The organism is Streptomyces sp. WG5 (assembly GCF_049974565.1).
Taxonomy (GTDB): Bacteria; Actinomycetota; Actinomycetes; order Streptomycetales; family Streptomycetaceae; genus Streptomyces.
The window spans coordinates 33,396-47,351 of record NZ_JBNGGC010000044.1 but is presented as its reverse complement, the minus strand read 5'-3'; the positions used below and the strand labels follow the sequence as shown (position 1 = coordinate 47,351).

7 protein-coding genes are annotated in these 13,956 nt (G+C 73.5%); 4 read left to right on the top strand and 3 right to left on the bottom strand.

From position 1 onward, the window contains the following. Positions 1-144: 144 nt before the first annotated feature. Positions 145-4,302, top strand: coding sequence for a trypsin-like peptidase domain-containing protein (locus tag ACP4IX_RS32540; RefSeq protein ID WP_426558116.1), 4,158 nt, complete (start codon positions 145-147; stop codon positions 4,300-4,302). A 147-nt stretch (positions 4,303-4,449) separates the two neighbouring features. Further along, positions 4,450-5,397, top strand: a complete 948-nt coding sequence (locus tag ACP4IX_RS32535) for a bifunctional riboflavin kinase/FAD synthetase (RefSeq protein WP_426525322.1) — start codon at positions 4,450-4,452, stop codon at positions 5,395-5,397. 93 nt (positions 5,398-5,490) lie between these two features. On the opposite strand, the gene ACP4IX_RS32530 is transcribed toward ACP4IX_RS32535, so the two are convergent. The 3 genes from ACP4IX_RS32530 to eccE all read right to left on the bottom strand — a co-directional run bounded on the left by ACP4IX_RS32530 (position 5,491) and on the right by eccE (position 10,890). Next, positions 5,491-8,553, bottom strand: coding sequence for an SCO5717 family growth-regulating ATPase (locus ACP4IX_RS32530; protein ID WP_426558114.1), 3,063 nt, complete (start codon positions 8,551-8,553; stop codon positions 5,491-5,493). Positions 8,554-8,827: 274 nt separating this feature from the next. Beyond that, positions 8,828-9,577 (bottom strand): hypothetical protein, encoded by a 750-nt coding sequence (locus ACP4IX_RS32525; protein WP_426525326.1) that lies wholly within the window; start codon positions 9,575-9,577, stop codon positions 8,828-8,830. Continuing rightward, positions 9,574-10,890, bottom strand: a complete 1,317-nt coding sequence (eccE, locus tag ACP4IX_RS32520) for a type VII secretion protein EccE (protein WP_426558112.1) — start codon at positions 10,888-10,890, stop codon at positions 9,574-9,576. The genes ACP4IX_RS32525 and eccE overlap by 4 nt, the downstream gene beginning before the upstream one ends. Before the next feature lie 217 nt (positions 10,891-11,107). Between eccE and eccB the strand changes: the two genes are divergently transcribed. After that, positions 11,108-12,643, top strand: coding sequence for a type VII secretion protein EccB (eccB, locus tag ACP4IX_RS32515; protein ID WP_426558110.1), 1,536 nt, complete (start codon positions 11,108-11,110; stop codon positions 12,641-12,643). Positions 12,644-12,659: 16 nt separating this feature from the next. Then, on the top strand, positions 12,660-13,925 hold the full coding sequence (gene mycP, locus ACP4IX_RS32510) for a type VII secretion-associated serine protease mycosin (protein WP_426525332.1): 1,266 nt from the start codon (positions 12,660-12,662) through the stop codon (positions 13,923-13,925). Positions 13,926-13,956: the final 31 nt, after the last annotated feature.

The window sequence follows — 13,956 nt, the reverse complement described above, 5'->3', positions numbered from 1 at the left end:
CCCTCCTGTTCACCCGTCCGGGCAGGCGCTCGGAGTGAACCGGGGGAGTGGAAGGGGGCGCGTTCGCCAGGGGATCTGTCCTGCTGATCATCACGTGCCTACCGTCGAACGCACAGCACGGGTGTACGGCGGGGAGGTTCGACGATGGCGTCGCGCAACCGGTCCCGGGAGGCGACGGGCGGCAGGGCGGGACAGCGGACCCGGGACGGCTCCCGGGACCCGCGCGGTGGACCCCTGGGCGTCCGGGACCCCGACCCGACGCGACGCGCGCCCGACGAGGCGCTGATCAGCGTCCACGACCTCGCCGGCCGCCCCCGCGGCACGGGCTTCGTCGCCGACCACCGCGGCACGGTGATCACCAGCCACGAAGCGGTCGACGGCCTGCCCCGGCTGGTGCTGAGCTCCGCCGAGCACCGGCGCCGCGTCGTGGCCGCCGCCGACGTGACCCCGCTGCCCGCCCTCGGCCTGGCTCTCGTGCGCACCGAGGGCCTCGGGGTCGGACCGCTGCCCGTCACCGTGCGGGACAGGGTCGAGGCCGGCACCTACGTCCGGATCGCCGCCGGCGGCTGGCGCGAGGCCCGCCTCCTGGGCACCACCGACGTCCACTACGCGGCCACCGACCGCTTCCACGTCCTCGGCGACGCCCTGGAGCTCGCGCTCGGCACGTCGGGGAGGGACGCGCTGCGCCTCGGCGGCGGCGCGGCCGGCGGACCGGTGCTCGACATCGCGACCGGCGCCGTGCTCGGCGTCCTCGGCACCGCCCTGAGCTCCGGACACAGCGACGTCGGCTTCGCCGTGCCCCTGCGTCCGGCCCCCGGCCCCCTCGCCGACCTCCTCGCCGAGAACGCGGCGACGGTCCCGGCGTACGGCGCGGACCTCAATCTGGCGGGCGTACTCGCACTCGCGGCGACCTCGGTGGGGCAGGACGGGCCCCCGAAGATGCCGACGGGAGGCGGGGGCGCGTGCGGGGGCGTGGTCCTCGACGACGGGCGCGCAGCCGGTGCGGGCGCGGGCGCGGGTGCGGGTGTCGGTGCCGGTGCAGTTCCCGGCCTCGGTCTCCGTGCCGGTCCCGACGCCGCCCCGGACACTGGCCCGGGGCCCGTGGTGCCGGTGGAGCGGGCGGACGTGACGCGGGAGTTCGCCGCCTTCGCCGCGAGCCGCGCCAGTGTGCTCGCACTGGTCGGCGCGCCCGGAAGCGGCCGTACGACCGAGTTGGCGGCGCTCGCCGCCCGCCGCTCCCGTGGCCCGGAACCGGCGCCCACGCTGTGGCTGCGCGGCGCCGATCTGCGCGACGACGACATGTCGCTGGCGGACGCGGCACGCAGGACGCTCGCCCGGGCCGCCCGCATCGTGGCCGCCTCGGACCGCTCCCGCCCCGCCGGCCTCGGCGACATCACCCCGGAGCGCCTCGCCCGCCTGGCCCGAACCGCCGGACGGCCTCTCCTGCTCCTTCTCGACGGCCCCGAGGAGATGCCGCCCGTCCTGGCCCACCGCCTTCCCGAGTGGACCGAGGGCACGGCGGCGTGGCTGCGGGAGACGGGGGCACGGCTCGTCGTGGCATGCCGGGCGGAGTACTGGGAGCGGGCGGGGGCCGAGTTCCCGCGGGAGCTGTTGTACGGGGCGGGGACGGGGGAGTGGGCCGCCGGGCGCGGCGCCGGGCGTGCTGCCGGGCCGGCCGGGTCCGGGCCGGCCGGGTCCGGGCCGGCCGGGGGTGGGGCGGCGCCTCGGACGGTCGCCACCGGGGAGCTCGGGTCCGGGCCGGTCCTCGAAGGGCCGTGCCCTTGGCCCCATGCCACCGGGGGACTGCCGCCCGGGGCGGCGGGCGGCGGGAACTGTTCCGCCCCCGGTGCGGGAGAGGCGCCGTGCGCGGGGCCGGCCGGTGGAGCACCTCGGCCGAGTCCCACGGCTGGTGGGCCGGGTTCCACGGCTGGTGGGCCGGATCCCTCGTCAGGGGTGGCCGGCGGGGTGCCGTGGCAGTCGGGGACGACCGCCGCGAGACCGACGTCCGGGCCGGAGGCCGCCGTCCTGCGGTCCGATGCCGGTGGTCATCGTCCGGATGCCGGTGGCCACCGGTCGCATGCCGCCGGCCACCGGCGGGAAGCAGCCGATCACCGGCCGGACCCCGCCAGGCCCGGGGCCGGCGCCCCGGGCCCGGGACTTCCGCCCTGCGTCCGGCTCGGCGACCTGCGGGACGACGAGGCCAGAGAGGCGCGCGCACGCTACCGCGTACCGGAAGGCGCCCTCGCCGACCCGGACGGCCGGCATCCCCTCACCCTCCGCCTGCTCTCGGAGGTCCGCCGAGCCCTCCCCGGCTCACCACCCCCCGTCCGCGTCGACCGGGACACGGTCTTCACGGCTTACCTCGACCTGATGTGCCTGCGCGTCGCGACCCGGCTGGCCGGGGAGAACGGCCTGCGCGGCAGCGCCGTACGCCGACTCGCCGCCAAGGTCTGCGGGCAGGTCCACGAGGCGGCCCGGCGCAGTCTCGGCCCCGGGCAGGGAGAGCTCGACCGGGAGTCGTTCGAGGCGGTGTTCCCGTGGGGACCGGCCCCCGCCCGGCTGGGCGGCGGCACCGGATGGGCGACCGCGGTGCTCGCCGAAGGCCTCCTCGTACCCGCCGGCGACGGCTACCGCTTCGCCCACGAGGAACTCGCCGACTGGATCCAGGGCACCCACCTCGACCTGGACGAAGCCTTGCGCGCCCTCGTCCACCGCCGCGGCGCCCCGCACGACACGCCCACCCTCTCCGTACCGCACCACCGCATCGGCCCCGTCACCGAGGCCGTGCTGCTCCTCGCCCGCCAGCACGGCATCCCCCAACTCGCGCTGACCCTCGAAGAACTGGTGACCGCCCTCGACACCGACCCGCCCTCCTGGTGGGCCGCCCGGCTCCTCGCCGAAGTACTGACGCGCGTGCCCGACGCGACGCCGTACACGGACGTGCTGCGGCTGCTGGCCGACGGCATCGTGGAACGGCGGGGCGAAGGAAGGGCCGCGCCCGGGGAATTCGGACCCGGCTTCTGGACGGCGCTGCGCCTGCCGGAGGCCACCCGCCTGGACCTGCTGCGCCGCCTGGTCCTCGCGGACGGCCCCCCGCACGAGCCCGGCCCCCGCCACCTCGACACCGTCGCCGGACTCCTCGCCACCGACACGGCGGCCGTACAGCCACTCCTCGTCCGCTGGTTCGACGACGAACGTCCGCTGCCCGCCACCCCGCACGCGACCGTCGCGACCGCCGCGCAAGCGCTGCTGCACACGCACCGCCACCGTGGCCTGGACGGCCTCACCGAGGTACTCGTCGACAGTACGCACCGACGGGCCGACGAACTGCTCGCCGTCCTGGCCGAGGAGGAGCCGTCCGCGCTCTGCCGGGCCGTCGAGCGGTGGGCGCGCGACGAGCGGCCGGCACGGCGGGCGGCGGCCGTGACCCACGGCCTGCGCACCGCCCCGCACGGACGCACCGCCGCCGACCGCACCCTGCTCCGCCACGCCGCCCTGGTCCTGCTCGCCGACCCCGCCGACAGCCGCCTGCGCGGCGGGGCGCTCGCCCTGCTCGTCCAGGACCCCGGCAGCCGCGACCGCCACCTCCCGCGAGCGCTCGGCCACTTCGCGGCGGGCGACCCCTGCATCCCGCCGAGTGCGGTGGCCGCCGCCCTGCCGACCCATCCGGAGCCCGTCCTCGACGCCTTCCGGGCCCGGTTGCGGGGCCCGGACGCGGGGGAGGCGCTGCGCAGACTCGCCGACGCCACCACGCCCGCGCTGGCCCACCGGGTCGCCGTACTCGTCGGGGAGGCCGTGGCGGAGCGCCCCGGTACCGCCGGGCACGTGGCCGCGTACGTCGACCGGCGCCTCGACCGGGACCTGGTGGCCCGCGCCGTACTCCACCCCCTGGTCACCGGCCTGCTGGACGACGGTCCCGGGCCCGTGCGGGCCGCGCTCGCCGGCGTTCTCGCCGTCGACGGCGAGAACGGCCGCGCCTCGCTCCGCCGCGAGCTGCGCGAACACCTCCTCGCCCACGAGGACGACCCCGCCGTCATCGAGGCCCTCCTGCGCGCGGCCGCCCAGTGCGGCGGCGACGACGTGCGCGCCCTCGTCCACCGCACCGGCCTCCTCCTGCTCCGCACCTCGGACGGCGCCACCCGCTTCGACCACGCCCTGGTCGACCTGGCCCGCCACCTCCCGGGATTCGCCGCCCGCGTCACCGGCTGGCTGGCCGACGCACCCCAGGACTGGGCCGCGCTGGTGGGACCCAGCGCCCGCCGCACGATCGAGAACCTGGCGGGCGCACGGGTCCCCGCCTGAGGGCGACCCGGTCCGCGCGGCGTGCATCCGGCCCGCGCCGCGTGCACCCGGTCACAGCACCGATGCCGATGCGGGCGGGTGCCGCGGGGCATGGCACCCTTAGACCTGCGTAAGAGGCACCCACGGAACCACCGAGGAGCAGACACAGTGCAGCGCTGGCGTGGCTTGGAGGACATCCCCGAGGACTGGGGACGCAGCGTCGTCACCATCGGCTCCTACGACGGCGTCCACCGCGGGCACCAGGTGATCATCAAGCACGCCGTGGACCGCGCCCGCGAGCTGGGTGTCCCCGTCGTCGTCGTCACCTTCGACCCGCACCCCAGCGAGGTCGTCCGCCCCGGCAGCCACCCGCCGCTGCTCGCCCCGCACCACCGCCGCGCCGAACTGATGGCGGACCTGGGCGTGGACGCGGTGCTGATCCTCCCCTTCACCACCGAGTTCTCGAAGCTGTCCGCGGCCGACTTCGTGGTCAAGGTCCTGGTCGACCGGCTGCGCGCCAAGGCGGTCGTGGAGGGCCCCAACTTCCGCTTCGGCCACAAGGCCGCCGGGAACGTCGAGTTCCTCGTCGAACAGGGCAAGGTCTACGACTTCGAGGTCGAGGTCGTCGACCTGTACGTGACCGGTGACGCCGGTGGCGGCGAACCCTTCTCCTCGACCCTGACCCGCCGCCTGGTCGCCGAGGGCGACGTCGCGGGCGCCGCGGAGATCCTGGGCCGCCCGCACCGTGTCGAGGGCGTCGTCGTCCGGGGCGCCCAGCGCGGCCGTGAGATGGGTTTCCCCACGGCCAACGTCGAGACCCTCCCGTACACCGCCGTCCCGGCCGACGGCGTCTACGCCGGCTGGCTGCACGCCCAGGGCGAGGCCATGCCGGCCGCGATCTCCGTCGGCACCAACCCGCAGTTCGAGGGCACCGAGCGCACGGTGGAGGCGTACGCCATCGACCGTGTCGGCCTCGACCTGTACGGCCTGCACGTCGCCGTGGACTTCGTGGCCTTCGTACGCGGACAGGCGAAGTTCGAGACGCTGGACGCGCTTGTCGAGCAGATGGCCGAGGACGTCGACCGGTGCCGGGAGCTGGTCGCGGCGGCGTCCTGACGCCTTCGTCTTCCCCGCCGGCGACGCTGCGTCGCTGCCACGCCGAAGGGCGGCCGGTGCTCACGGGCACCGGCCGCCCTTCGTTGTCAGGGGCTACTGCTGCGGTGGCAGGGGAGGCGTCTGCCCCGGTTGCGGATATCCGTAACCGGGCTGCTGCGGGTACGGCTGTCCCGGCTGCTGCGAGTACGGCTGCCCGGCGGGTTGCTGCGGGTAGTGCTGTCCGGGCTGGGGTTGTCCGGGCTGAGGCTGTTCGGGCACACCGGGCTGCCCCGGCACGGGCTGCTGTCCCGGCATGGGCTGCTGTCCCGGCACGGGCTGTTGACCGGGCATGGGCTGGCCGGGCACGGGCTGACCCGGGTAGTGCTGGCCCGGCAGCGGTGGTGCGGCCACCGGCGGCGGGTTGCCGTTGGACGTCCACAGGCCGTGCGACTGCTGGTGACGGACGAAGTCCTCGGCGACCATCGCCGAGAGGTTGAAGTACGCCTCCCGCACCTTCGGCCGCATCATGTCGAGGTCGACCTCCGCACCGGCGGCCAGGTGCTCGTCGAACGGCACCACGACGACGCCCCGGCACCGCGTCTGGAAGTGGGCGACGATGTCGTCCACCTTGATCATCTTTCCGGTCTCGCGGACCCCCGAGATGACGGTGATGGACCGCGAGACCAGGTCGGCGTACCCGTGCGCGGACAGCCAGTCCAGCGTCGTACTGGCGCTGCTCGCACCGTCCACGGACGGCGTCGAGATGATGATCAGCTGGTCGGCGAGGTCGAGCACGCCGCGCATGGCGCTGTAGAGCAGGCCCGTGCCCGAGTCGGTGAGGATGATCGGGTACTGCTTGCCCAGTACGTCGATCGCGCGCCGGTAGTCCTCGTCGTTGAAGGTGGTGGACACGGCCGGGTCGACGTCGTTGGCGATGATCTCCAGCCCGGACGACGCCTGGGAGGTGAACCGCCGGATGTCCATGTACGAGTTGAGGTGCGGGATCGCCTGGACGAGGTCGCGGATGGTGGCCCCGGTCTCCCGGCGCACCCGGCGGCCGAGCGTACCGGCGTCCGGGTTGGCGTCGATCGCGAGGATCTTGTCCTGCCGCTCGGTGGCGAGCGTGGAACCGAGGGCGGTGGTGGTGGTCGTCTTGCCGACGCCGCCCTTGAGACTGATGACGGCGATGCGGTAACAGGACAGCACCGGGGTGCGGATCAGCTCCAGCTTCCGCTGCCGCTCGGCCTCCTCCTTCTTGCCACCCAGCTTGAACCGCGAACCACCGGCCGCGGGACGGCTGCTCTTCGCCTTCTGCTTCTTGTTGTTGAGCAGCCGGTCGGACGACAGCTCCACGGCCGCGGTGTAACCCAGCGGCGCGGCACCCGGGTTGGTGGGCTGGCGCTGGTCGTGCTGTATGGGCTGCGGCCAGGCGGCGCCGAGACGCGGGTCGGCGGGCTGCTGATACTGCGGCAACTGGTCCGGCTGACCGGGCTGACCGGGCTGCATCGGCTGCGGCGAGTGAGGCAGCTGATGCGGCTGCTGGGCGGAGGGGACCGGCGGAACCTGCGGGGCCTGGCCCTGCGCGGCCATCGGCTGGGCCTCCGGAGCCTGTGGAGCCTGGGCCTGTGGGGCGAAGCCCTGCTGAGCGGCCGGTGGCATCTGCGCACCGCCCTGGGGCTGCGCCTGGTGCGGTACGCCGGGCTGCGGCTGTGGCTGCGGCTGCTCCGGTGACTGGCCGTACGGCGCGGGGCCCTGCGGGAAGCCGTGACCACCCGGCTGCGCCGGGGGCTGGGGGGCCGACGCACCGGGCTGCGGGAACCCGTAACCGACGGCGTCCGACGCCGGGGCGGGAGCACCGCCCGGCTGCGGGGCCGGAGGCTGCGGCGCCACCGGAGGCGTCGCACCCGGCTGCGGGAAGCCGTAGCCCGGCTGCGCGGGTGCCTGGCTCGGTGGCATCGGCGCGGCGGCCGGCGGGTTCCACGCGGCGGGCGCCGGCTGCGGAGCCTGCGGCTGGAAAGGAGGCTGCTGGCCCGGCACACCCGGCTGCACGGGAGCGCCGGGGGTCGGCTGAGGCTGCGCGGGCCACTGATGAGCCGGCGCGGGAGCGGCGGGAGGGTACGACGGAGGCAGCGGCGGCACTCCGCTCTGAGCCGCAGGCGGTACGTCGGCCGGCACGGCGCCCCCGGGCACGGCGTCCCCGGGATGAGGCACAGCGTCCTCGGGCTCGGGAGTGGTCACCGGAGCGGCCGGAGCGGCCGGCTCGGGCTCACCCTCCTGAACAGAGGAGGCCGGGCCGAGATCGTCCACGCCGTCGTCCACACCGTTGTTCGCGGCATCGGTCAGACCACCGGGCACGTCGGAGCCGACACCGTCGTCCGCGGAACCGGTCCCGTCGTCCGCCACGGGCACCGCGTCCTCGCCCGCCGCGCCGCCCTGCGCACCGGCGTCGGCGAGTTCGGAACCCTCGGCGAGGCCCGGACCACCGGCAGGCTGCGGACCACTGGCGTGCTCGGGCTCGAGACCGTCACCCGCCACCGCGAAGGTCTCGCCCGGCGTGGCCGCCCCGGCGCCGTCGGAAGCGATCGCCGCGTCGGTCTCGGCGACGGCCTCGGCTTCGTCGCCCACAGGCTCCGGCCGCGCATCCTGCCCGGCATCGTCCGCGGCGGCACGCTCGGCGATCTCCCGCTTCAGGGCGGCCGAGGAGAACCGCATGGTGGCGCCGCTCTCCAGGTCACCGTTGTCGGGTTCCGGCTGCTCGGAGGGCGGGGGAGCGGGGGCCTGGAGTGGGAACCCGGTGTCCGCGGGCGCCGGTACGTCAGCGGCAGACACCGCGTCCCCCGCGGCCTCCGGATCGAACCGCACCTGCGGTACCGGCTCGGGTCCGGCCTCCGGCTGCCCCTGAGCCTGCTGCGGCTCGAACCCACTCCCGACCGGCAGCCGGGGCACCCCGGCGGGCGGCGTGGACGACGTGAACGGCGCGCCCGGACCGGGCGGGGGCGGCGGTGGAGTCGGCCCCTGTCCCTGCCCCGAACCGCTCGACGCGTTCTGGGTGTACCAGGCGGGTGGCGCGTAGTCGATGGTGAACTCGCCCGTCGTCTCAATCGCTGACTCCGCGTCGGGTTGGTCATCGCCGGGTGTAGCCCAGCCCCCGCGGATCCCGTCCCGATCGCTGCTCACAGTTCCTCCTGGTTGGTCGAGCACCCTCATGCCGTACTGGGGCGACCCTTGCTTGTCATTCGCGATTGTCCGAGGCCGTCCGATCCACGGATCTCCCCCCTGGGACGCCGGCACCCGGTCCACGGGTTCTCGCGCCGCGACCCAGCCTAATCACCACGGGTACTGCCCCGGCAGCCCCGTCCACCCCTCGAAGCCCGCCGATTCGGGCAACCAGGCGGCAGGACCGCGCACATGTGTCGGGCGCAAGGTCGCAAACCGGTTGATAAGCGGTCGGTCAGTCCATTCGGCGTGGCGTACCCAGGAGCCCGACCTCGGCATCCGTCGGTTGGGTCATCACGTACTGCCGGTCACGATCGGCACACCAGAGGGTGACACCGTCGGCGAGGGTCGGAAGCGAGTCCACGTCGCCCCTGGGCAAGGCCATGGTGCGTCCCAGCTCCCCGGCCTCGTTCGGTGACACCCGCTGCACACCCACAAGACGCGCCTGCCGTATCAGCCGGGGCGCGACGGGGCTGAGATAGGGAAGAAGAGTCAGTACCGACTTCCAGGGGCCGGAGACCACACGTCCCCGTGGTGGGCGCATACCGCAGTCGCGCACCACCAGCACCGGCGTGCCGGCCGAGGCTCCCAACGGCGGTACCCGCCCCACGTCGTAGACGGAGAGCCCGTTCTGTCCGCCACCCATGGCGTGGACCATCTGCGCCCACGCGTGCGCTCGCCCGGTTTCCACGGCCACCCGTGCGCCGGTCGCCGCGGCCCGCAGCGCGAACACCTGGGCCGTCCACAGCCCGCCGATGAGGACGACCTCGTACGGCGTGGGCCGGTTCAACCCCAGTACGGCGGAGTGCCCGTCGGCGTCCACCCCGATGACGACGCCGTCGTCGCCAATGGGCAGCGACAGCGTGTCCAGGTCGTCCGTGGACAGCGCGTGCCGTCCGTGACGCGGACCGAGCAGACCGAAGCCGGCGTGCAGCAGATCACGAGCCCGTCGGGTGGCAGACGGCTGTGTTGTTGTGGCGTTCACCGAGCGCCTCCCAGGGGCAGAGTGGCGAGTACACCCGGCAGTTGTTCTCGGTCGAGCCGCGTCAGTGCCGCGCCCGCGTCCCGCGCGGCACCTTCCAACGCACGCCGTGCTTCGGCGAGTTCATCGGCGCTGCGACCGGTTACCCGAAGATGGCCACGTAGCGACATCTCCCGCTGGTCCGTGTGCTCGAGGGTGATACTGACGGTGGTCGCGAGAGCGGGGACCGCCGTGACCCGTGCGACGAACTGGGGCAGTGACGGTCCGCGATCGCCGCCCAGTTGAGGCCATCTGCGAATCCAGTACGTGGTGTGCCGGCGGTTGTCGCAGCGCCAACTGCGACCGGACTCCTCGGTACGCCTCTCGTGCCGGTCGGACCGTCCCGCCTCGGCCGTCACCAGCGGGTTGGCGCAGGCCGACGTGGCGATGGCCGACGTCAACTCCTCCTCGTCCAGCACCGTGGCACGGAACCCCGCGCCGGTCAGTCTGCTGGCGAGGTGGTCGGCGGCCCGTACGACGCACTTCTGGGCGCCGAGCAGGCCGCCGCCCCGGGCCGCCACGGCGTCCGGGCACAACTCCGGGGTGACCTTCAGCGCGATCCAGGTGATGCGTACCGCGGGAGCGCCGGTCTGTTCCTGCAACGGCGCGTAGTTGCTGACGGCCACGGACTGACGCGGCAGGTGCAGCGCGGGCGCGGGCTGCGTGTGCAGCACGACCTGCGCCGACTCCAGGCGGATCCCGTCCACCTCGAGGGCGTCTCGCACCAGGGCCAGCGGCAGCGGCCGTCGGCTCCGCTCGGCACGCAGGGCGGTGGCGTCTGCTTCCACCTGCACCACCGCGGTGACGAACGTCCCGTCCCCGACGATGCCGACGGGCCGCCGCTCCCGGCCTCCGTACGTATACGTGCGCAGGCTCGGATCGCACTCCACGGCCGGGGCGAGTCCCGGCTCCGTGCCCGGCGCTATCACCAGCCTCGCGGCATGCTTCCGCCGGGCGCGCAGGCCACGTGCCGTGGCCACCCACTCGGGCACCGAACGGCCCCGGCGGCGTACGAAGGCCAACAGGACCAAAATGGCGGCGACGACAGCGGCGGAGGCCAGGGCCAGGGTGCCGAGGACCCAGCCGGTGAGGAGAACGGCGGCCGCGAGCTCCACCAGCACGATCCGTTGCAGCCGGGACGGCCCCGGCCTGCCCGTGCGCAGTTTCAGGTGGAGACCACCTTGCGCGGAGGACTGTCGCGTCGCCCGTGACGCCGGTTCGGCGGAACCGCCCGTCCGGGCCCGGTCACGGCTCGAGGTCCGCGTTCCGGAAGCCATCACTCCATCCCCCCAATTCGCTCACAACTCGCTGAGATACCTGCACCGTGCCAGACCCCAGCGGGCCCAGGCACCCTACCCGCTCCCCAAGTCCCTCCCCGCAGCAGGCATAGTAGGGGCCGCGTCTGACATCGGCGGGCGGGGGACGGTGATCCCCGGCACCGCCCATGCGGGCCACGGGCGGACATGGGTGGCACACGGGGAGAGACACGCACCAATGACATCTCGGCGGGATCAGCTCAACGCCTACACCTTCGCGAAGCGCCGCCTGCTCGCGGCCTTCGTCCAGTCGTTCCCGCAAGGGTCGGAGGAAGGCGCGCCACGTCCTCTGCGGGGCATCGTGCCGGGGATCGTCATCGGCGTGATCATCATGGCGGTGTTCGGCGCCTGGGGCATGTTCAAGCCCACCGCGCCGAAGGGCTGGGACACCCCCAACGAGAAGGTGATCGTCGCCAGTAAGTCGACCACCCGGTACGTCGTCCTGAAAACCGGCGACGAGGTCCAGCTGCACCCCGTCCTCAACATGGCGTCTGCGAAGCTCCTCCTGGCCCCCAACAAGGGGGACGTCGTCACCGTCAGTGAGTCGCTCCTCGACAGCGGCAAGATCCGGCACGGTGTCACCATCGGCATCCCGTACGCCCCCGACCGGCTGCCCTCCGACAAGGAAGCGGGCGCCGCCAAGCGGTGGGTCGTGTGTGAGCGGCCGAGTGCGGGCGGCCGGTCCATCCAGAAGGCCACGCTGGTCCTCGCCGACCGTGAGAAGAAACTGACCGAGGGCAAACAGAGGTTGACCGGCGGCGAACTGCTTTACGTGGTGGATCCCGACGGCAAGCGCTTCGTCGTGGACTCCGGTGGCACGGCCTACCAGGTCGACAAGATGGACACCGGCTCCGACCTGGAGCTGCTGCTGCGTACCGTCGTCGGCTCCGGGCGTGAGCCCCAGCGGGTGTCCCGCGAGTGGCTGGCCACCTTCCACCAGGGTGACCCGATCACGTTCCCGGACGTCGAGGACACTCCTGGCGCCCCTGCCAACGCTCCCGGTCAGCTCGGCGAGTCGGCCGACAAGGTCGGCACGGTGCTCAAGGCGTTCGACAACAACAAGGAGCAGTACTACGTCGTGCTGCCGGGACGGGTCGCGCCGGTCTCCGCCTTCGTCGCGCAGTTGCTGCTGTTCAGCAAGGACCTGGCTCAGGTCGGACAAGCCGGTCAGGCACTGGAGATGAGCCCCGGGGCCATCGTCCCGGGCAAGCCCTTCGGTACCGAGTACGCGTGGCCGACCGGCACCCCGGAGGCCGTCAACGAGGCGTCGGACACCAAGGGCAGCCGCAACACGGTCTGCAACGTCCTGCGCGGAGTCGACGGCAAGGGAGCCACCACCCTCAGCACCTGGGCGGGCACCGACTTTCCGACCGACCTCCCCTCCGGATCCTCCAGTGCCTACGTGACACCGGGCTCCGGACAGCTCTACCGCCAGTTCAAGGGCACGGAGACGCAGGCGGGCCCCGTCTTCCTGGTCACCGACACCGGTCTCCGCCACGTCCTGCAGTCGAACTCGGACAGCGCCACCGACGACGCCGGAATCGGCATGTCGGCACAGGAGAAGAAGGAAAGGGAGCAGGAGGCGCAGCAGGCCCAGACGCGCCTGGGGTACGCCGACGTGGACCCCGCTCCGATTCCCGCCGCCTGGTCGGCGTTCCTTCCCACGGGCCCCCGCCTGTCCACGGCCGCGGCACGCCAGCCGCAGGGCTCCTAGGAGGGACGCCACCACCATGCGACCCACGTGCCTCCGTGCCCTCCCGACGGCAGCCGCGGCGACCCTGCTGTGGGCGGTTTCCGTGGCGGGTGCACCGCCGGCAGCCGCGGAAGACAACTTCTCCGGCCAGTGCGAATACCCCAACGCCGCCTACCCCGGCCGCCCCTGGTCCCTCCAGCGGGTCCAGCTCGACGAACTGTGGAGCGAGTCCAAGGGCAAGGGCGTAAGAGTCGCCGTCATCGACACCGGCGTCGACGTGACGCACCCGCAGTTGAAGAACGCCGTGGACGTCAAGAGCGGCCGCAACTTCCTGCCCAAGGACCTGAAGGACGAGGACGGCGACCCCATCGACCGGGGCAACGAGAACGGCACCACCGACACCGTCGGCCACGGCACCAAGGTCGCCGGCATCATCGCCGCCCGGCCCGACGACGGGACCGGCTTCGTGGGCCTGGCCCCCGAGGCGACCATCATCCCGATCCAGCAGAACGACGCGGAGGGCAACGGCGACACCGACACCCTCGCCAAGTCGATCCACTACGCAGTCGAGGCCGGAGCCGACGTCATCAACATCTCGCAGGACACGGCGGGCGCGGCAGAACCGGATGCGAAGCTGGAAGCCGCCGTCGACGAGGCCCTGGGCGAGGAGATCGTCATCGTCGCGTCGGCAGGCAACGACGGACTCGGCGGCAACATCAAGAAGACCTACCCCGCCTCCTACGAGGGCGTCCTCGCCGTCGCCGCTTCCGACCGCAACAACGAACGCGCGTCCTTCTCGCAGTCCGGTGACTTCGTCGACGTCGCGGCACCTGGCGTCGACATGATCTCGACCGTTCCCCGGGGAGGCCACTGCGCCGACAACGGCACGAGCTTCTCCGCGCCGTACGTCACGGGCGTCGCGGCGCTCATCAAGGCCGAGCACCCCACCTGGACCCAGCGCCAGATCGTGGCCCAGATCGAACAGACCGCGGAACGCACCATCTCCGGTCACGACCGTCTGGTCGGCTGGGGCGTGGTGGACCCGGTCCGCGCTCTGACGGAGGACGACCGGCCGATCGAGTCGCCCAGGCCCCAAGAGGGCTTGGCCAAGGCCGAGGCACCGGTCGCCGCGAAACTCCCACTCGGCGAGACGGCCGACGAACGCAACGCCCGCCTCGCGACCTACGTGGCCGTCGGCGCGACGGTGCTGGTGGTGGGCCTCAGCGGGGCCGCGGTGGCGATCAGGGACGCGCGCAGGAGGACCCGTACCGCCGAGGTCCAAGGCGGTCGAAGTGCAACGTGAGGAAACATCGTTCGAGTATCGCCGGGACGTC